The sequence below is a fragment of the Trichococcus ilyis genome (assembly GCF_900109135.1).
Classification (GTDB): Bacteria; Bacillota; Bacilli; order Lactobacillales; family Aerococcaceae; genus Trichococcus; species Trichococcus ilyis.
Genome location: NZ_FNYT01000012.1, coordinates 61,301 through 80,595, shown reverse-complemented (window position 1 = coordinate 80,595; position 19,295 = coordinate 61,301). Strand labels below are relative to the sequence as shown.

The window sequence follows — 19,295 nt, the reverse complement described above, 5'->3', positions numbered from 1 at the left end:
CTTATCCCTCATTCCAATTTAGTCGGTTCAAAAATGCCAAGACTGTTTCTTCAAACTCGTTTCTGTCTTTCCCAACCGTGATGACATGGGTTGCTTCCGGGAAGAAATGATAATCCACATCCGCATCCTGGAGGCGATCGGCAAGGAATTTTCCGCAGTCTGCGCTGATCATTTCATCCTTGCCGGATTGGGCGATGTAATAGGGCACCGTGATCGCGGACAGATTCGCCTTGATCAGTTCCGTAAACTCATCCAATTGCGCAAGCTGAATCGTCAATTTCGGCTTCATCAAAGCCAGTTCGTGCTCGATTTCCAGATTGGCCATGCCCAGTTTCTTTTTCGCCAACTTCGCGAAATGCATAAAACTGACCGGCACCCGGGATTCCTCGAAGCTGATGATCGGAGAATTGAAGGAGCCTCCGCCGATGAACCCACCCGTCTCGATGGCCCGCGTTGCCATAATACCGCCCATCGACAATCCGAATACGGCAATCTGATTGTAGCCCTTCCGGATCAGTTCTTCTTTTGCGCGCATGGCATCGACAAACCAGACATCCGGCCCGCCCAAATCGAGGATGTCCTCAAAACGGCCGGTCGCATGACCCGTAAAATTCGGTGCATATACAGTATACCCGTTTCGTTCCAAAAAGCGTCCCAACAGACGCACATCATTTGCGCTGCCGGTATAGGCATGCAGCAAAAGAACGGCGCGCGGGCCGGCTTCGAAGAAAAAAGGCTCCGGCAAATTGATTTCTTTCATACTATTCCTCCCTACTCGTTCATCTTCATTTTACTGTATTTACAGCTTTTTTCCTAATATATCCAATTATTGCAGGCGGAATTTCCAAGCATTCTCCCGGTGCCTCTCCTTGTCTGCCGATTGATTTTTTCGGGCGAAAAAAAAAGCAGAACCCGGAATTGTGGTTTCTGCTGCAAAAATCAATTTGAGGATAAATAAGTCAAAGCCAAGGCCAACAGGATGAACAGCGCTCCCAGAACGACCGTGATCTGGCGCAGCACCGCTTCAAAGCCTCTAGCTTTTTGTTTACCGAATAATTGTTCCGCTCCACCTGTAAGCGTGCTGGCTGCATTTGTTTTTGATGGCTGCATCAGCACAACAATGATCAACAGCACAGAAACAACCAACAGAGCCGTTAATAGTACATCGTATAATGACAAAGGATGGACCTCCCTATAATAATTTTCTACTACTAACTTTAGCACAAATGATAGGCTTTTACTAGCAATTTGAGAAAAGAAAAGCGTCCGGACATGCCCGCCTCTTGTTCGAGGGAACTGTCTGAACGCTTTTTTGGTGTGTGGTTTTCGTGCTCTGTCGTAAACGTGTTCTGATTCGCAGACATCACTACCGTTTCGAAATCAGCTGCCGTTCACAAAAGAGGTTGAACGGCAGCTGATTTCTCCAACGTACGGGTGTCTAAACGCAAATCATCACACTCTATCTTCTGATGACGCGGACGTTGACGACGCCATCGATTTCTTTGATTTTTTCGACTACTTCATCCAATACGGCCTGGTCTGTTTCGGCGATATCGATTACAGTGTAGGCGTAGTTGCCGCGGCTGCGGTTCAGGATATCTTCGATGTTGATGAAGTATTTAGCCAAGCCTGAGGAAATCTGGCCGACCATGTTCGGGATGTTTTTGTTGATGATCGTCAGACGGATCGGCGATTGCATCGCGATGTCGACACCCGGGAAATTGACGGAGTTCACGATATTCCCTGTCTCCAGGAAGTATTTCAGCGTTTGGGCCGCCATGATCGCGCAGTTCACTTCAGCTTCTTCGGTAGAAGCTCCCAAATGCGGCAAAACGATGATGTCATCATTGTGCAGCAAAGCTTCTTCGGCAAAGTCAGTTACGTATTTGCGGATTTTCTTTTCTTTCAATGCCGCCAACATATCGGCTGTATTGACCAATTCGCCGCGGGCAAAGTTCAACAGGACAGCATTATCCTTCATTTGATCAAGGAAAGCTGCATCCACCATGCCATTTGTTTCGGCTGTGACAGGAACGTGGATCGAAATGTAATCCGCTTTTGCCAACACTTCTGCGATTGAAGAAGCTTTTTGGACGCGGCGGTTGATGTTCCAGGCTGTTTCCACAGAAACATATGGGTCGTAACCGATGACTTCCATGCCCAAGCGGAAACCGTCATTTGCCAACATTGCACCGATGGCACCCAAGCCGATGACACCCAGTGTTTTACCGGAAATCTCCGTACCAGCAAATTGGCTCTTGCCTTTTTCGACTTGCTTATCGACATCGTCTCCGCTCAACGTCTGAACCCATTCCATTCCTTCTTTGATCGGACGGGCAGCCATGATCAGGCCGGCTATTACAAGTTCTTTAACCGCATTGGCATTCGCACCAGGCGTGTTGAAGACAACGACGCCTGCTGCGGAACACTCTTCGACGGGCACATTGTTGACGCCGGCGCCGGCACGTGCGATGGCTTTCAAGCTTTCGGGAAATTCCATGCCATGCAATTTTTCGCTGCGCAGGATGATGCCGTCAGGCGTTTCTCCTGTGTTAAGGGCAAATTGGTCTTCGTTCAGTAAATTCAGGCCTTCTGGGGCGATCGCATTGTAAGTTTTAATCTGGAACATTATTTGAATTTCCCTTCCTTAGCTTCAAAAGCTTTCATAAATTCTGTCAATTCTTTAACGCCTTCATACGGGAATGCATTGTAGATACTTGCGCGCATGCCGCCTACGGAGCGGTGGCCTTTCAGGTTCAGGAAGCCTAATGCAGTCGCTTCCTTGACGAACTTCGCATCCAACTCTTTGTCTCCGGTAACGAATGGGATATTCGTCAATGAACGGGAATTGACTGCGACCGGAGAAGAGAACAAGTCTGATTCTTCGATTGTGCGGTACAATAAGCCGGCTTTCTCTTCGTTCTGCTTCACCATTGCTTCCACTCCGCCCAGGTCCTTCAACCATTCGAAGACTAATTTTGCCACGTAGATGGCAAAGCTTGGCGGTGTATTGTATAAGGAATCGTTTTTGATGTGCGTACGGTAATCCAGCATGCTAGGCAGTGTATTCTCGGTCTGGATCAGATCTTCTTTGACGATGACGATCGTCAAGCCGGCAGGACCGATGTTCTTTTGTGCGCCTGCGTAGATCAATCCGAAATCGTTGACATCGTAATTATTTGAAAGAATATTGGAAGACATATCGGCTACAATCGGTGCATTCACGAAACGCGGGATCGTTTGGAAAGCAGTCCCTTCGATTGTGTTGTTTGTAGTGATATGGATATAATCATACGCCTCATCTGTTTCCGGAATTTCAGGAATGTAAGTGAAATTATCCGCTTCGGAACTGGCCAATACTTCGATATTCGGAACCTTCAGAATCTTAGCTTCAGAGATGGCCTTTTTAGCCCATGATCCGGAGTTGATGTACCCGACTTTGCCGCCTTTTCCCAGATTCATCGGAACCATCGCAAATTGCAGGCTGGCGCCGCCTTGCAGGAATAAGACTTTGTAGCCTTTCGGGATATTCATCAATTCGCGCAGCAACTGCTCTGCATCCTGAATGATCTCTTCGAACAAGGAGGAGCGGTGACTCATCTCCATAACTGACATGCCACTATCTTTGTAGGATAGCATTTCTCTCTGTACTTTCTCTAAGACTGGTTCTGGTAGTATTGCTGGACCAGCGGAAAAATTTCTTGCTCTTTTCATCCTTTTGTCTCCCCCTTATCAATTGTCCTCATTATTTATTAATAATAATTTAATCTTATTATAGCAGATTACACAGCGAATGAAAGCGAAAATGTCCAATTTCCAAAAATATTTACATGCGGATGTTAGGAACAAACCTTTAAAATATGATTATATTGGAACTTAAACCAAATTTACCAACCCAAACACGAACATTACAGCTTATAAACACAAAAAAAGTCCGGCGTTCCAAGCACCGGACTTTTTCCCGACCGTTTGTCCCAGTCGGCGTTTATGCGAGCACAGCGTTCCAAGCACTGCCCTCCTGTTGATTAGTAATGATTATTTGTTTTTAAGATTGTAGAAAGCTTTCAAGCCTTCGTATACAGCCAATTCGCCTAATTGATCTTCGATGCGCAACAATTGGTTGTATTTAGCGATACGGTCAGTACGGCTCAATGAACCAGTTTTGATTTGGCCAGCGTTAGTCGCTACAGCGATATCAGCGATAGTTGAATCTTCTGTTTCGCCTGAACGGTGAGAAATAACTGCAGTGTAACCAGCTTTTTTAGCCATTTCGATAGCTTCGAAAGTTTCAGTCAATGAACCGATTTGGTTAACTTTGATCAGGATCGAGTTTCCGATTTCGTTTTCGATTCCGCGAGACAAGATTTCAGTGTTGGTTACAAACAAGTCATCCCCAACTAATTGAACGCGTTCGCCCAGACGTTCTGTCAAAAGCTTCCAGCCATCCCAGTCGTTTTCGTCCATACCGTCTTCGATAGAGATGATTGGGTATTTGTTGACCAATTCTTCCAAGTAATCCACTTGTTCTGCAGCAGTGCGTTTTGCGCCGCCTTCGCCTTCGAATTTAGCGTAGTTGTAAACGCCGTCTTCGTAGAACTCGGATGATGCACAGTCGAAGCCTAAGTAGACATCTTTGCCTGGTTCCAAACCGACCGCTTTGATTGCAGCCAAAATAGTTTCTACGCCATCTTCAGTTCCGTTGAAGCGAGGAGCGAAACCACCTTCATCCCCAACAGAAGTTTCCAAACCGCGTTTTTTCAGGATTGATTTCAATTCGTGGAAGATTTCAGCACCCCAACGCAATGCTTCTTTGAAAGAAGGCGCGCCTACTGGCAAGATCATGAATTCTTGGAAAGCGATAGGAGCATCTGAGTGAGATCCGCCGTTGATGATGTTCATCATTGGAGTCGGCAATGTTTTCGCGTTGAATCCGCCTAGGTATTGGTACAAAGGTACATCCAGGTAATCCGCTGCAGCGCGAGCAACTGCGATTGATACACCCAAGATTGCGTTAGCGCCCAATTTTTCTTTGTTAGGAGTGCCATCTAATTCGATCATTGTTTTGTCGATAGCCAATTGGTCACGCACATCGAAACCTAAAAGAGCGTCAGCAATGATGTCGTTTACGTTTTCTACAGCTTTCAAAACACCTTTTCCAAGGTAACGCGCTTTGTCTCCGTCACGTAATTCGATTGCTTCGTGTTCGCCCGTAGAAGCTCCTGATGGAACCATTCCGCGTCCGAAAGCGCCGCTCTCTGTGAAGACTTCAACTTCGATAGTTGGGTTACCGCGTGAATCAAGTACTTCTCTAGCTAAAATATCTGTAATGTATGGCATGGTTTTCTCTCCTTTTAGTTGGCTGAATTACTTGTCTTACCAAGTTTCATTTTAGACAATTTTCTTACTTTATGCAATAGCTGAAGCGTTTTGCTTACGCTTTAACGATCAGCGATTCACCTGTCATTTCTGCTGGTTTTTCTATGTTCAACAGATCCAGCATAGTTGGAGCGACATCGGCCAATTTGCCGTCTGTGCGCAACGTTACGCCTTCTTTGGTCACGATCACAGGAACCGGAACGGTTGTGTGGGCAGTATGCGGCTGTCCGTCTTCAGTGGACATAGTGTCCGCGTTACCGTGGTCAGCGAAGATGATGGCATAGCCACCTTTTGCATGAATAGCATCAACGACTGCACCCAGGTTCTCATCCACTGCTTCGATCGCTTTGATTGTAGGTTCCAACATACCTGAATGGCCTACCATGTCAGGGTTCGCAAAGTTCAGGATAATGGCGTCGTATTTGTCGTCATTGATCTCTTTCACTAATGCATCGCCCACTTCATAAGCGCTCATTTCAGGTTTCAAATCATAAGTTGCAACTTTTGGTGAAGGGATCAGGATGCGTCCTTCGCCTTCGAAAGGCTCGTGACGTCCGCCGTTCATGAAGAAAGTTACGTGCGGATATTTTTCGGTTTCCGCGATGCGCAATTGCGACAAGTGATGTTGGGAAAGCACTTCACCCAAAACATTCGTCATTGGGATTGGCTTGAAGGCGATCTCCGCGATTACTGTATCTTGGTAAGAAGTCATCGTCACAAATTTCACGTTTTTAGCGCGCTCTTTGCGGTCGAAGTTCGTCCACTCTTCGTTGGTGAAGGCATTTGAAAGTTGGATTGCGCGGTCCGGACGGAAGTTGAAGAAGATGATGGCATCATTATCTTTCAAAGTTCCGATCGGTTCGCCATCTTTGACGATAACGGACGGCAATACAAATTCATCTGTTTTATCATCCGCATAGCTTGCCTTAACGACATCTTGTGCAGATTCAAATTTTTCGCCTTCGCCGTGTGCGATGGCGTTGTATGCCAATTCGACACGTTCCCAACGGTTGTCACGGTCCATAGCATAGTAACGACCAGAAACAGTCGCGATTTCGCCAAGGCCGATTTCTTCCATCGCTTTTTCCACTGTTTCGATGTAGCCTGGTGCAGCGTGCGGATCCACGTCACGGCCATCAAGGAAAGCATGCAGATAAAGTTTTTTCACGCCTTTTTCTTTTGCGCTCTTGATCAATGCGATGACATGGTTGATGTGACTGTGTACACCACCGTCAGAAAGCAGACCGAAAAGGTGCAAAGCAGAGTCATTTTCAGTAGTGTGATCGTAAGCACCAACAAGCGCTTCGTTCGTCAGGAATTCGCCATCTTGGATAGCTTTGTCGATTCTGGTCAGACTTTGGTAGACAACCCGTCCGGCACCAATGTTTGTATGCCCTACTTCGGAATTACCCATTTGCCCTTCAGGCAGTCCTACAGCCAATCCGGAAGCCAGCATCGTTGCATGCGGAAAATTGTTCCAATAACGGTCAAAGTTCGGTTTCTTTGCTAGCTTAACCGCATTGCCCATCATTTCATTTCTCCAACCGAAACCGTCCAAAATAATTATCGCTACCGGTTTTTTACTCATTATTTAATAGCCTCCAATAATGCTAAGAATGAATCAGGAACCAAACTAGCACCACCGACCAATGCGCCATCGATGTGTTCTTCGGCCATGTATTCAGCAATGTTTTCAGGTTTTACGCTGCCGCCGTATTGAATGCGGACTTTGTCAGCCACTTCTTGGCCGTAGATTGAAGCAACAGTTGCGCGCACTACGCCGCAAGTGTCGTTCGCATCTTGTGCAGTAGAAGATTTACCTGTACCGATTGCCCAGATTGGCTCATAAGCAATAACCAGGTTAGCAACTTGATCTGCAGTCAAATCTTTCAAAGCAGCCGTAATTTGGCCTGATACCCATTCGTTTGTTACGCCTGATTCACGTTGTTCCAACGTTTCACCGCAGCATACGATAGGTGTCATACCATTACGCAGAATAGCATGTGCTTTTTTGTTGATGTCTTCATCAGTTTCGTGGAAGTATTCACGTCTTTCAGAGTGGCCGATAATGACGTAATCGACGCCTAAGTCCCCTAAAGCTTTCGGGCTGATTTCACCTGTGAAGGCACCCTCTTCTTCAAAGTAACAGTTTTGCGCGGCAACTTTCAAATCTGTCCCCTCTGTAGCTGATACCATGTTTTCTAAAAATAAAGCCGGTGATCCAATAACAGCTTCCACTTTGTCAAAAGCAGGAACCTTAGTTTTTACAGCCTCGATAAATGCTTGTGCTTCTTTGGCTGTTTTGTTCATTTTCCAGTTACCGGCAATAATCGGTTTACGCAATATAATCACTCCTTAAGATGGTTGCTTATTTATCAGAAATTGATGCTACGCCTGGTAATTCTTTGCCTTCAAGGTATTCCAATGATGCTCCGCCACCTGTTGAGATGTGCGTGAAATCATCAGCAAAGCCTAATTGCATAGCAGCTGCAGCTGAGTCTCCGCCGCCGATGATTGTAACAGCATCGCTTAATTTAGCGATCGCTTCGCAGACACCGATTGTTCCTTGAGCAAAATTAGATAATTCGAACACACCCATAGGTCCGTTCCATACGACAGTTTTCGCGCCTTCAAGCTCTTTAGCGAACAATTCAACGGAAGCAGGTCCGATATCCAATGCCATTTGGTCAGCAGGGAATTCATCGTTTTTAGCGATTGTGATTTCCACATCGTTGCCGAACTCATGAGCCATTTTAGCATCGATAGGCAATACCAATTTGTCGCCAGCGCTCTCCAACAATTCTTTAGCCAATTCAACTTTGTCAGCTTCCAGTAAGGATTTGCCGATTTCCAAGCCTTGTGCTTTCATGAATGTGTAAGCCATGCCGCCGCCGATAAGTACTTTGTCGGCTTTGTTCAGCAAGTGTTTGATGACGCCGATCTTGTCGCTTACTTTCGCTCCGCCTAAGATAGCTACGAATGGACGAACAGGCTCGTCAACAGCTCCGCCGATGAACTTGATTTCTTTCTCCATCAAGAAGCCAGCTGCGCTTTCAAGGTTAGAAGCGATTCCGACGTTGGAAGCATGTGCACGGTGAGCCGTACCGAATGCATCGTTTACGAACAGGTCGCCAAGGCTAGCCCAGTATTTGCCCAATTCAGGATCGTTTTTGCTTTCTTTTTTGCCGTCAACATCTTCGAAACGAGTGTTTTCGAATACCAAAACATCTCCGTCTTTCAAAGCTGCAACTGCTGCTTCCAAAGCTTCGCCGCGTGTTTCAGGCACGAAAGTTACTTCTTTTCCCAACAATTCAGCCAAACGTTCCGCTACAGGCTTCAAGCTCAACTTCGCTTTGTCTTCTTCAGTTTTTACTTTTCCTAAGTGAGAGAAAAGGATAACTTTTGCGTTGTTTTCGATCAAGTAGTTGATTGTAGGAAGAGCTTGAACGATACGGTTGTCGTTAGTGATTGCTCCGTCTTTCATAGGAACATTGAAATCAGCACGAACCAATACTTTTTTTCCAGCTACATCTAAATCTGTTACAACTTTCTTTGTCATTACGTCGCCTCCTGATATGTGTATCTACATAAGAAAAGCAGGGAAGCGCGTTGCCTCCCCGCTTTCGTTATCTTCTACGATTCAGTTTTTCAATAAATGAAAGACTGTATCTTATAAGCTAGCAAATTCTACTAAAGTACGTACCAATTGTGAAGCGTAAGACATTTCGTTGTCGTACCAAGCAACAGTTTTAACCAATTGTTTGTCTCCAACTGTCATTACTTTAGTTTGTGTTGCATCGAATAAAGAACCGAAGTTGATGCCTACGATATCGCTGGAAACCAATTGATCTTCAGTGTAGCCGTAAGATTCGTTAGCAGCAGCTTTCATGGCAGCATTGATTTCTTCAACAGATACAGTTTTTTCCAGAACAGTAACCAATTCAGTCAATGAACCTGTAGGAACTGGAACACGTTGAGCAGCTCCGTCCAATTTGCCTTTCAATTCAGGCAATACATCGCCGATAGCTTTAGCAGCACCAGTTGTGTTAGGTACGATGTTTTCTGCAGCAGCACGTGCACGACGGAAGTCACCTTTAGGGTGTGGAGCATCCAAAGTGTTTTGGTCGCCAGTGTAAGCGTGGATTGTAGTCATCAAGCCTTCAACGATTCCGAACTCGTCGTTCAATACTTTAGCCATTGGAGCCAAGCAGTTAGTTGTGCAAGATGCGCCTGAAACGATAACATCGTCAGAGTTCAATTCATTGTGGTTAACGTTATAAACGATTGTTTTAACGTCGCTGCCTGCTGGAGCAGACAACAGAACGCGTTTAGCACCTGCATCAACGTGAGCTTGAGCGCCTGATTTGCTCATGAAGAATCCAGTACATTCCAATACGAACTCAACGCCAAGTTCAGCCCATGGAAGTTCCGCTGGGTTACGTTGTGATAACACTTTGATGTCTTTTCCGTTTACAGTGAAGTATCCGTCGTGAACTTCAACATCACCATTGAATCTGCCTTGAGTTGTATCATATTTCAATAAGTGAGCCAACATTTTAGCGTCAGTCAAGTCATTGATCGCTACAACTTCGATTCCTTCTACTTCTTGAATGCGGCGGAATGCTAAACGTCCAATACGTCCAAAACCGTTAATACCAACTTTTACTGTCATACTGAGATTTCCTCCTTAGGATAAATCAAAAATTTTTATTTTAAAGGGTTTCCCCTTTTAAAATCAGGTTAGCTGCGCCCTCATCCGTGATCAGCCAGGTTTGATGGGGGGCATATTTCATAAACGCTTTGATTGCCTTGGCTTTCGTGCTTCCCCCTGCGATGGCCATTGCATAAGGGATCTTCTCGATGTCTTCGATCTGAAGACCGAATCGCGATAATCGGTAGACGATTTCGCCATTCTCATTGAAGTAACAACCAAAGGCTTCACCTACCGCATTATGCGCTTCCAGGGACGAAATCATCCCGTGGGACATTCTGCGTCTTTCCATCATTACTTTAGCATTCCCGATACTATATAACAAGCAGTTTGCCTTTTTCATGACGGATAAGGTATGTTTGATCGATGGTTCGGATTTCATTGATGCATAAGCCTTTTCGCTCAGATTATCCGGAACGAAGAGCGCCATGTTCTCACCACCGACTAATTGCGCCATCCGATCGCTGACACTGTTGGCCTGTATCGACATGGATTCGCCTAAACCGCCCCGGGTCGGAACAAAAATAAACTTCCTGTTCTGGGACAATTCCGGTGAAAAATGTTCGGCGGCCTGTGCCATCGTACTTCCGCCAGCAACAGCAACGATAAATTCGCCGGCCGGCAACAGCGCATGCAATTCTTTGGCTGCTGTGTTTCCGATTTCGTCCAAAACGGACGCATCTTCATCACTATCGCCAGGAACGATCCTACAAAACTGGATGTTCAAATAATCCGCCAACGCCTTTTCTTTCGCACTCATATTCAGCAACAATCGCATGAATTTTTCCAGTTGGCGAAAAACAGCTTCGCCCTCCTCAGTCAACTCCATTCCGTTCTTGGAACTTGAGAGCAGACCTTTTTTCCGCAAAAAATCTGTCTCCGTCCGCAAAGTTCTTTCAGACAAAGAAACTTTATCGGCCAGGACGCGTCTTCCGACTGGAGCATACATTTGGACATTACGCATGATATGGTAACGATTTTGAAGAACCGACATGATGTCCGGGACTATTTGCTGCAAGACTGAAATAGACTCTTCCATAAAACCCCTCTTCATTTGCACGTGGGCACTCTCTGTCCCGCCGCAATTTTAAGCGGCCCTCGTTTATTTCATATTGGGAGACATAAAATATGACGGTAAATATTTTTTTACTTGCGTCTTTTCTCCCTCGTCTTTACTTCATCATTTTAACAGTAAACACTAGCCGTTTCAAGCTTTTTAGCAAATTAATTCGATTTTCTCCAAAACGAATTCGTTCAATATATCACGATTGCCCTATAATCCGATTGCCATCGAGGCCGAACCTTTCAAAAAACCTTGCTACAGCAACTGTTTCTAAAGGGTCGTTTTACGTCCCTTTATTGTTTATCCTTTCGCAACTTTTTTATTTAAAACCGGCTTTTACGCCTATTCACCGCATAAGTGTTGCAACAAAAATGTCCCACGATCCGTTTCGATCATTTTATCCAATAAAACTTCACGCATGATCGCGACCGGGACAGCCAACTCAGCAGCCAAACGGCTCACGTCCAACGGTTCCAAATCCTTGCCTTCCAGGAAAAAAACTTTCTGCAATTGGCAGATCCTTTCTCCAACCCGAAGCAAAAGGTCCTTCCTGAAGGCCAGCGCGGAACGCAGCTGCTCCCCTTCCGCCTTCTTAGCCTCAACAAAAGCTTGGACTTCCTTATCCTCGTGACGCTTCAGCTCTTCATAATATTCTTTCTGAAATACGATAACTGGAGAAGCCCACTCGTTGTATTTCACTGTCGGGTGCCCCTCCACCAGCTGCAGATAAAGATCTGGCCGGATCAACGAAAGCGAGTCCTCGCCGAAAGCCGATCCCGGTGTCGGATCCAAGGTCTGAACATACTCGAAAACAACCTTCACATCGAAAAGGTCGACGTCAAGCTCATCAGCTATTTCCTGCCAGTTCCGGTCGCTGAAAGACGCAAAATGATTCTCCAAAATGTAATAAGCGATTTCCGGCGCGTATTCATCCCGTTCCGTCTGCAGCATCAGGCACTCCTGCAGATTGCGGGCCCCTACTCCAGGGGGATCCAATTGCTGCAAAAGGGTCAAAGCATCCAGCATCACAATCGGTTCGACACCCTTCTGTTCCGCGGCTTCGTTCAAGTCGAGGGTGACATACCCTTCCGGATTGACGAATGCCACTAGATACAAAACCAGGTCGCGCAACGGCGTATCCCGCATATTCGCATAGATCTGTTCCATTAAATAAGTATCCAACGCCGGGGCTTCCTCGGACACTTGCTCCATCGCGGAAACCATGTCCATCGGATCATCTTTATCCGGCTTGTACACTACCGTCTTTTCCCTCATAGCGCGTTCATCAAATTCTTTGTTGATCATCACTTCGATCAAAGGATTCTCCAACGCTTTTTGTTGCAGATAAGCAATCAACTCGTCATTGCTGTATCCCGCCATTATCACCGATTCATCGAAGGTTTCCTTATCCATCCGTTTGCTTACTGTATCCGACATATCGACCCCTCCTCACCTTTCCAGTAATCATTTTATCACACGCAAGCCTTATTTGAAATCGTTTACACCGTTTTGCTAGCCAATTCCGCCGATTCCTTGGCGCTACTTCGGGCTGAATTCGGCAGTTCAGCCGATGCATCCTTCGGAAAAACAAACCATTGCGGGGGTCGATTGATTCGGATTTGCATTTCCCTCTTGCCATCTTTCACGCTATGGGTTATAATTCTAATGTTGCTTGTCTCCTTAGTGTAATGGATATCACGTAAGATTCCGGTTCTTGAGATGGGGGTTCGATTCCCTCAGGAGACGTCCAATTATGCTGACGGACCAATATCCGTCGCATCTGCATCCAAAAGCAACGCAAAAAGTCGCCTTTCCCGAGCGGAAAGGCGACTTTTTTTGTCGGGAAAAGCGTATACCTGCCAGGCTGCCGTTAAACAGCTCTTTTTCTTTCGCTATTTTTGGACATTTTTCGGCCGAAACGATATGATTGACTTAGACGTAATCCGTCAGAAAGCGAAAGGCAGCCGCCCAAACATTCCGATTGACCTTTCCTGACCAATGGGTTAAAATAAAGCTTATAAAGAATACTGTTCATTCAAAACGAACGAGGAGGAAACATACATGAATCTAATCCCTACAGTAATCGAACAATCATCCCGTGGCGAACGTGCCTACGACATTTACTCCCGCCTTCTGAAAGACCGCATCATTATGTTGAGCGGCCCGATCGACGATAACACAGCAAACTCCGTCATCGCACAATTGCTTTTCCTGGATGCACAAGATTCCGAAAAAGATATCTATATCTACATCAACTCTCCAGGCGGCAGCGTCTCCGCTGGTTTAGCCATCTACGACACGATGAACTTCATCAAAGCGGATGTCCAGACTATCGCGATGGGGATGGCGGCGTCCATGGGCAGCTTCCTTTTGACAGCCGGCGAAAAAGGCAAACGTTTCGCTTTGCCGAATGCCGAAATTATGATCCACCAACCGCTCGGCGGCGCCCAAGGTCAAGCAACCGAAATCGAAATTGCGGCCCGTCATATCCTGCAAACACGCGAACGCCTGAACAAAATTTTGGCTGAGAAAACAGGCCAACCGATGGAAGTCATCGAACGCGATACCGACCGCGACAACTACATGACTGCACAACAAGCAAAAGAATACGGCTTGATTGATGAGGTCATGGTCAGCTCGAAAACATTGAAATAACATACATGCGACAAAAGCGAGGACAACCAGCACAACGATGCTGTTCGTCTTCGCTTTTGTTTTGGCTTGCACTGCACTGGAAGGGAGGATCCAGGCGTCAACCGGAGAGCCGCGGCGGATACGAAAAGTTCGCAGCTCCGGCGAGGCAGCTGTTGGCCGGAGGTGACCTGTCCATGCAGATTCGATCTCCGACGGAGCCATCCTCGCCTGAGGACGCCCGTCGAATCGTGGATGTCCTCAGGCGAAGCCTTCGTTCGCCGGAACAGATCAAAATGAGCACCAAAAAATCAAGCATCCCCCGCAAGCCCGGCTTTACTTCAAAGAGAAAGGCAGCCGGAGCGCGTCGCGCTCCGGCTGCCTTTCCCGTTTGCTTAACGGATATAATTGAAGATATGTTCCCAAGTCTGTCTGCTGAAGACCAGCATCGGATTGCCGTCGCCAATGACGCCATATCCAACCATCAGACCGGCTCCGAACAGGATGAAGGCCAGCAACATGAATATCAAAACCCACAGCAATGTTGATCGTACAGGCTTGAAATCAAATTTCACAGCAATCACCTATCTTCCTTTTTTTATTTTGGTTTTCTGCAGCAAGCGCGCCAACAACCCGAACAACCCACTGGACGGACGATTCTGTTGGTCGATGTTGTTCAACAGGATGCCGGTCCCTAAAGCGACAGCATCCAAAGGCTTTTCAGCCGCAAAAACAGGAACTTTCAACTCGCTCGAAAAGAGTTTCTCGATTCCGCTGATCAACGCGCCTCCACCCGTAACAACGATGCCGGTGTTGATGATGTCGGCAGCCAATTCAGGAGGCGTCGTTTCCAATACTTCTTTCGCTTGTTCCACGACAAGGACCAAAGTTTCGTGCATCGCTTCATACACTTCTTTCGAAGTGATGTAGATAGTGCGCGGAAGGCCCGTCACCATATCACGGCCGCGGATCTCCATCTTTTCTTCCTTTTCGGGCGGCAATGCCGTTCCGATCGTAATTTTAATTCTCTCGGCTGTGCGCTCGCCGATCAATAATTTGTGTTCACGTTTCACGAAGTTCATGATATCGGCATCCAGTTTATCGCCGGCTGTTTTGATCGAGCTGCTCGTTACGATGCCACCCAAAGACAAAACAGCGATATCACTCGTTCCGCCACCCATATCGATGACCATGTTGCCGTTTGGTTGAAAAATGTCAAGCCCGGCTCCGACAGCCGCGACTTTCGGCTCTTCCTCGAGATAAACATTTTTGCCGCCGCTCTTTTCTGCGGCTTGGATAATCGCTTTTTGTTCGATTGTCGTGATGTTCGTCGGACAACAGATCAGAATGTTCGGCTTGGTCAAAAAGCCCTTCACATTCAAACGATCGATGAAATGAGTCAGCATAGCCTCGGTGATGTCAAAGTCTGCGATGACGCCGCCTTTCAACGGACGGATCACCCTGATGTTTGCCGGCGTACGACCGACCATCATATAGGCTTCTTCGCCAACTGCCAATACTTTCCCGCTTTTTGTGTCTACTGCGACGACGGAAGGCTCGTTCAGCACGATGCCTTTCCCTTTAACGTGAATCAGTACATTCGCTGTACCTAAATCGATTCCTATATCTCTGGCCACGTTGTTCCCCTCTCAAACATTCATCATTTAGCAACAGCTATCTTGCGGACCACAGTTGTCCGGCTTATTTAGCGAAAAGCGCTTCGACATCCGCATCGCTGAAGACATTCGCTTCATCTTCAGTCACGCGTTCCACGTCGGCGCCCAATGCTTGCAGCTTCTTATCAAATTCGTAATAACCGCGATCCAAATGCGACAAGTTCGTCACGCGCGTATAGCCCTTGGAAACAAGACCGGCAATGATCAGTGCAGCTGCCGCACGCAAATCCGATGCAGCAACTTCGGCGCCCTGCAAGTCAGTGTTGCCGTGGAGCAGGACCGTCTGCCCTTCAACTTTGAAATCAGCGTTCATGCGGCGCATTTCTTCCAAGTGCATAAAACGGTTTTCGAACACGGTTTCGGTCATCGTGCTGGTCCCTTGCGCCACCAATTGCGCAATCGTCATTTGCGCTTGCATGTCGGTAGGGAATCCAGGGTGCGGCATCGTTTTGACGTCGGTCGCCTTCAAAGAACGCGGACCGATGACACGCAGACCGTTTTCCTCTTCCTGGAAAGCGACGTGCATTTCCTTCAATTTTGAAATCAGCGGTTTATTATGATCAGCAATGGCATCTTCAATGAAGATATTCCCGTTCGTAACTGCCGCCGCGATCATGAATGTTCCGGCTTCGATGCGGTCCGGGATGATCGAATGTTCGGTTGCTTTCATGGATGATACGCCTTCGATGCGGATTGTTTCTGTTCCGGCTCCGATTACCCTTGCGCCCATACGGTTCAGGAAATTGGCCAAATCGACGATTTCAGGTTCGCGCGCCACGTTTTCGATGATTGTCGTCCCTTCCGCCAAGGTTGCTCCCATCATGATGTTCTGCGTAGCGCCGACACTCGGGAAGTCCAGGTAAATGCGCGCGCCGACCAATCTGTCCGCTTTCGCTTCTACAAAACCATTCTCGATTTTGATATCGGCTCCCATCGCTTCAAACCCTTTCAGGTGAAGATCGATTGGCCGTGTTCCGATGGCGCATCCGCCCGGCAATGCGATGCGGGCATGCCCAAGACGTGCTAATAGCGGACCCATTACGACGATTGATGCACGCATTTTGCTGACATAGGCAAATGGTGCTTCAGAATGAATGTCGTTTGATGCATCCGCTAAGATGGTGTTGTTTTCTTCTTGGAATTCAACGCCGACATTCAGATGCTTCAGGACGTTGTTCATCGTGAAAACATCCGAAAGTATCGGAACGTTCGTCAAAACGGTCTGTCCTTCGCTAGCCAAAAGTGTCGCGGCCAAAATCGGCAAAACTGCGTTTTTTGCGCCTTCTACTTTAACTGTTCCTTCAAGACGGTTCCCGCCGCGAACAATTATTTTTTCCATAAAAAAATCCCTCCGAAAGTCAATTGTGATCTCATTTGTATGTTTGTATGCAACTTTTTGTATAACCGTGACTCCGACCTGCCTTGCAAAAAAATATTTCGTGCAGTTGTGAGCGGATCAGGAGAACAGCAAGTAACTGATGTTCCGGGAAGTCGTCACCAACTCCAGCAGAAAAGTACTTACCGTATAGCCTAAAGTAATCGACAGAAAGAAATAGAGCACCCGTGCTTCGCGTACGTGCCCCTTCCTTATCCACTTCTCCAGTCTGATGGCTTTCATCGACCAGAAAGAAATGAAAATGAATATCATACGGGATATCAATACTATTATACCGTTAAACATCATTATGTCCAAGCGACGCACTCCTCCCATATTCTCAAACTATACTAACATATAAATTTTGAAAAAAAAACAAGGAAGCTCGTTTTTGTCAGAGCATCCCCTAAGAATTTACTAAGAAAATCGTTTACATTCATTTTCCCAATCAGGTATAATAATATGTTACAACACATCAAAATGAAATTGAGGGCTATTTCTGCAGATCTTCTGTAGGCGTTATCCCATTCATACATTAATTGTCAGGAAATGCACAGATCCAGCAAAAAAAGAGGCCATCTCTGGCCTCTTTTTCAGCTGGATCTGTTTTTCGAAACACCGATACGGTTGATGGCTTTCGAGAGCGAGATCTTTGCACGTTGGAATTCTTTCTCATTTTTGATGTCACGCGCTTCCGCCATCCGTCTTTCGGCGCGTTCCTTCGCGACTTCGGCACGGTCGATATCGATATCCCGCGCACGTTCCGCACTGTTCGCAATGATGTTGACGATGTTGTCGCGCACTTCCATGATGCCGCCGTTGACGGCGATATGGTTTTGGGCAAGTTCATCGGTTACACGCGTCACGATCAGATCGGCGATAGCCAAAGGCACAATGATCGGGGTATGGTTTGGCATGATGGTAATGCCGCCGTCCGTCGTTTTGGCGGTCACCGCTTTAGCGCGATGCTGAAAGGCGATACCATCCGGCGTCACTACATTGACTTGCAGAACTGCCATCTCATTCCCCTCCTTTATAGCCTAAATCTTTCGCTTTTTTCAGAACTTCTTCTATAGTACCGACGTTGCGGAAAGCTTCTTCCGGCACGCCATCGTATTTGCCTTCCACGATCCCTTTGAAGCCGCGGACAGTTTCCGCAACAGGGACATACGATCCCGGAACGCCCGTAAAGGCTTCGGCTACGTGGAAGTTTTGGGACAAGAAGAATTGGATCCGTCTTGCGCGGTTCACCGTGATTTTCTCGGAATCGGACAATTCGTCCATCCCGAGGATTGCGATGATATCCTGCAGTTCTCGGTAACGCTGCAGAATGCGCTGGACTTTGGTTGCTACTTCGTAATGCTCGTCTCCGACAATTTCCGGAGAAAGCGCGCTGGAAGAAGAGGCCAACGGATCCACAGCAGGGTAAATCCCTTGTTCGGTCAGCTTCCGCTCCAAGTTGGTCGTTGCATCCAAGTGGGCAAAAGTTGTTGCCGGTGCCGGGTCGGTATAGTCATCCGCCGGTACATAGATCGCTTGGATGGAAGTGATTGAGCCATCTTTTGTGGAACTGATGCGCTCCTGCAATTGCCCCATCTCTGTAGCCAATGTCGGTTGATACCCTACCGCTGATGGCATCCGGCCCAACAGCGCAGACACTTCGGAACCGGCTTGAGTGAACCGGTAAATATTATCGATGAACAACAGCACATCCTGTTTTTCTTCGTCACGGAAATGTTCCGCCATCGTCAAGCCTGATAAAGCAACCCGCATCCGGGCACCCGGCGGTTCGTTCATTTGACCAAACACCATGGCGGTCTTTTCACCGACGCCGGACTCCTGCATTTCGTGGTAAAGATCGTTCCCTTCGCGCGTACGCTCGCCGACACCCGTGAATACCGAAATGCCGCCATGCTGCTCCGCAACGTTATGGATCAGTTCCTGGATCAGCACCGTCTTGCCGACGCCCGCTCCACCGAACAGGCCGATTTTTCCGCCCTTTAGGTAAGGCGCCAGTAAATCGATGACTTTGATGCCCGTTTCCAGAATCTCAAAGTTGCTGCTCAACTGATCGAATGTCGGCGCTTTTTTGTGAATGGATTCGCGACGGAAATCATCGGGGATAGTTCCCTTCAGATCGATCGCGTCACCCAATACGTTGAACACACGTCCCAAAGTACCCAAACCAACCGGTACTTTGATGGGCGCCCCAGTGTCGACGACAGTCAGCCCTCTTTGCAGGCCATCCGTCGATTCCATTGCGATTGCGCGGACCACACCATTTCCGAGTTCCAGCGAAACCTCCAGTACGATGGTGTCTCCCTCTTCCTCGTTACTTCCAGCAGCGGGTGCCTTATGCACGATCAGCGCATTGCGGATGTCCGGAACACCCTCTTCCAATGGGAAGCCAACGTCGACTACCGGCCCGATTACTTGTACAATATGACCTTTTTTCATGCCTTT

Annotated in this window: 17 protein-coding genes, 1 tRNA gene and 2 pseudogenes; 3 read left to right on the top strand and 17 right to left on the bottom strand. The window is 47.3% G+C overall.

Annotation, left to right across the window (positions count from 1 at the left end):
- Nucleotide 1: 1 nt before the first annotated feature.
- From BMX58_RS07565 to BMX58_RS07515, 11 genes are all read right to left on the bottom strand, one after another.
- A complete protein-coding gene (locus tag BMX58_RS07565; RefSeq protein ID WP_068623111.1) occupies nucleotides 2–760 on the bottom strand; it encodes an alpha/beta hydrolase in 759 nt (252 codons plus the stop codon).
- A 179-nt stretch (nucleotides 761–939) separates the two neighbouring features.
- Nucleotides 940–1,179: a preprotein translocase subunit SecG gene (gene secG / locus BMX58_RS07560; RefSeq protein WP_068623112.1), complete on the bottom strand. Its 240-nt coding sequence runs from the start codon at nucleotides 1,177–1,179 to the stop codon at nucleotides 940–942.
- 280 nt (nucleotides 1,180–1,459) lie between these two features.
- The gene (locus BMX58_RS07555; protein WP_068623113.1) at nucleotides 1,460–2,629 is read right to left on the bottom strand and encodes a phosphoglycerate dehydrogenase; all 1,170 of its coding nucleotides are present in this window, start codon (nucleotides 2,627–2,629) and stop codon (nucleotides 1,460–1,462) included.
- Nucleotides 2,629–3,714 (bottom strand): 3-phosphoserine/phosphohydroxythreonine transaminase, encoded by a 1,086-nt coding sequence (gene serC, locus BMX58_RS07550; protein WP_068623114.1) that lies wholly within the window; start codon nucleotides 3,712–3,714, stop codon nucleotides 2,629–2,631. Before serC ends, BMX58_RS07555 begins: the two co-directional genes overlap by 1 nt.
- 321 nt (nucleotides 3,715–4,035) lie before the next feature.
- On the bottom strand, nucleotides 4,036–5,337 hold the full coding sequence (gene eno, locus BMX58_RS07545; RefSeq protein WP_068623115.1) for a phosphopyruvate hydratase: 1,302 nt from the start codon (nucleotides 5,335–5,337) through the stop codon (nucleotides 4,036–4,038).
- Nucleotides 5,338–5,431: 94 nt separating this feature from the next.
- Nucleotides 5,432–6,964, bottom strand: a complete 1,533-nt coding sequence (gene gpmI, locus BMX58_RS07540; protein WP_068623116.1) for a 2,3-bisphosphoglycerate-independent phosphoglycerate mutase — start codon at nucleotides 6,962–6,964, stop codon at nucleotides 5,432–5,434.
- Nucleotides 6,964–7,719, bottom strand: coding sequence for a triose-phosphate isomerase (tpiA, locus tag BMX58_RS07535; RefSeq protein ID WP_068623117.1), 756 nt, complete (start codon nucleotides 7,717–7,719; stop codon nucleotides 6,964–6,966). The genes gpmI and tpiA overlap by 1 nt, the downstream gene beginning before the upstream one ends.
- 25 nt (nucleotides 7,720–7,744) lie before the next feature.
- Nucleotides 7,745–8,935, bottom strand: coding sequence for a phosphoglycerate kinase (locus BMX58_RS07530; protein ID WP_068623118.1), 1,191 nt, complete (start codon nucleotides 8,933–8,935; stop codon nucleotides 7,745–7,747).
- 111 nt (nucleotides 8,936–9,046) lie between these two features.
- Entirely contained in the window at nucleotides 9,047–10,048 is a 1,002-nt protein-coding gene (gene gap / locus BMX58_RS07525; protein ID WP_068623119.1) for a type I glyceraldehyde-3-phosphate dehydrogenase, read from the bottom strand.
- 40 nt (nucleotides 10,049–10,088) lie between these two features.
- Nucleotides 10,089–11,126: a sugar-binding transcriptional regulator gene (locus BMX58_RS07520; RefSeq protein WP_068623120.1), complete on the bottom strand. Its 1,038-nt coding sequence runs from the start codon at nucleotides 11,124–11,126 to the stop codon at nucleotides 10,089–10,091.
- 366 nt (nucleotides 11,127–11,492) lie between these two features.
- A complete protein-coding gene (locus BMX58_RS07515) occupies nucleotides 11,493–12,587 on the bottom strand; it encodes an RNA polymerase factor sigma-54 (protein WP_068623121.1) in 1,095 nt (364 codons plus the stop codon).
- 237 nt (nucleotides 12,588–12,824) lie between these two features.
- Here BMX58_RS07515 and BMX58_RS07510 point away from each other — a divergent pair.
- The 3 genes and pseudogenes from BMX58_RS07510 to clpP all read left to right on the top strand — a co-directional run.
- Nucleotides 12,825–12,896: transfer RNA gene (locus BMX58_RS07510), tRNA-Arg, on the top strand.
- A 7-nt stretch (nucleotides 12,897–12,903) separates the two neighbouring features.
- Complete coding sequence (locus BMX58_RS14660) at nucleotides 12,904–13,077, top strand: hypothetical protein (RefSeq protein ID WP_157077232.1); 174 nt, start codon at nucleotides 12,904–12,906, stop codon at nucleotides 13,075–13,077.
- A 128-nt stretch (nucleotides 13,078–13,205) separates the two neighbouring features.
- A pseudogene (clpP, locus tag BMX58_RS07505) lies at nucleotides 13,206–13,805 on the top strand (ATP-dependent Clp endopeptidase proteolytic subunit ClpP); the annotation flags it as partial.
- 371 nt (nucleotides 13,806–14,176) lie between these two features.
- Here the strand turns inward: clpP and BMX58_RS07500 are convergent.
- From BMX58_RS07500 to atpD, 6 genes and pseudogenes are all read right to left on the bottom strand, one after another.
- Nucleotides 14,177–14,365: a DNA-directed RNA polymerase subunit beta gene (locus tag BMX58_RS07500; RefSeq protein WP_239420555.1), complete on the bottom strand. Its 189-nt coding sequence runs from the start codon at nucleotides 14,363–14,365 to the stop codon at nucleotides 14,177–14,179.
- A gap of 69 nt (nucleotides 14,366–14,434) precedes the next feature.
- Nucleotides 14,435–15,418: pseudogene (gene mreB / locus BMX58_RS07495) on the bottom strand (rod shape-determining protein MreB); the annotation flags it as partial.
- A gap of 64 nt (nucleotides 15,419–15,482) precedes the next feature.
- Nucleotides 15,483–16,796, bottom strand: a complete 1,314-nt coding sequence (gene murA / locus BMX58_RS07490; protein ID WP_068623123.1) for a UDP-N-acetylglucosamine 1-carboxyvinyltransferase — start codon at nucleotides 16,794–16,796, stop codon at nucleotides 15,483–15,485.
- 117 nt (nucleotides 16,797–16,913) lie between these two features.
- Nucleotides 16,914–17,141 carry a DUF1146 family protein gene (locus BMX58_RS07485; protein WP_068623186.1) on the bottom strand — a complete coding sequence of 76 codons (228 nt, stop codon included), beginning with the start codon at nucleotides 17,139–17,141 and terminating at the stop codon, nucleotides 16,914–16,916.
- 284 nt (nucleotides 17,142–17,425) lie between these two features.
- On the bottom strand, nucleotides 17,426–17,851 hold the full coding sequence (locus tag BMX58_RS07480) for a F0F1 ATP synthase subunit epsilon (protein ID WP_068623124.1): 426 nt from the start codon (nucleotides 17,849–17,851) through the stop codon (nucleotides 17,426–17,428).
- Nucleotide 17,852: 1 nt separating this feature from the next.
- Entirely contained in the window at nucleotides 17,853–19,289 is a 1,437-nt protein-coding gene (atpD, locus tag BMX58_RS07475; RefSeq protein WP_068623125.1) for a F0F1 ATP synthase subunit beta, read from the bottom strand.
- Nucleotides 19,290–19,295: the final 6 nt, after the last annotated feature.

Coding starts and splice junctions, on each gene's coding strand:
- BMX58_RS14660 (WP_157077232.1), top strand. CDS start 12,904: ATGCTGACGGACCAATATCCGTCGCATCTGCATCCAAAAGCAACGCAA.
- BMX58_RS07565 (WP_068623111.1), bottom strand. CDS start 760: ATGAAAGAAATCAATTTGCCGGAGCCTTTTTTCTTCGAAGCCGGCCCG.
- BMX58_RS07530 (WP_068623118.1), bottom strand. CDS start 8,935: ATGACAAAGAAAGTTGTAACAGATTTAGATGTAGCTGGAAAAAAAGTA.
- serC (WP_068623114.1), bottom strand. CDS start 3,714: ATGAAAAGAGCAAGAAATTTTTCCGCTGGTCCAGCAATACTACCAGAA.
- gap (WP_068623119.1), bottom strand. CDS start 10,048: ATGACAGTAAAAGTTGGTATTAACGGTTTTGGACGTATTGGACGTTTA.
- atpD (WP_068623125.1), bottom strand. CDS start 19,289: ATGAAAAAAGGTCATATTGTACAAGTAATCGGGCCGGTAGTCGACGTT.
- murA (WP_068623123.1), bottom strand. CDS start 16,796: ATGGAAAAAATAATTGTTCGCGGCGGGAACCGTCTTGAAGGAACAGTT.
- BMX58_RS07515 (WP_068623121.1), bottom strand. CDS start 12,587: ATGTCGGATACAGTAAGCAAACGGATGGATAAGGAAACCTTCGATGAA.
- BMX58_RS07520 (WP_068623120.1), bottom strand. CDS start 11,126: ATGGAAGAGTCTATTTCAGTCTTGCAGCAAATAGTCCCGGACATCATG.
- eno (WP_068623115.1), bottom strand. CDS start 5,337: ATGCCATACATTACAGATATTTTAGCTAGAGAAGTACTTGATTCACGC.
- BMX58_RS07555 (WP_068623113.1), bottom strand. CDS start 2,629: ATGTTCCAGATTAAAACTTACAATGCGATCGCCCCAGAAGGCCTGAAT.
- BMX58_RS07480 (WP_068623124.1), bottom strand. CDS start 17,851: ATGGCAGTTCTGCAAGTCAATGTAGTGACGCCGGATGGTATCGCCTTT.
- BMX58_RS07485 (WP_068623186.1), bottom strand. CDS start 17,141: ATGATGTTTAACGGTATAATAGTATTGATATCCCGTATGATATTCATT.
- gpmI (WP_068623116.1), bottom strand. CDS start 6,964: ATGAGTAAAAAACCGGTAGCGATAATTATTTTGGACGGTTTCGGTTGG.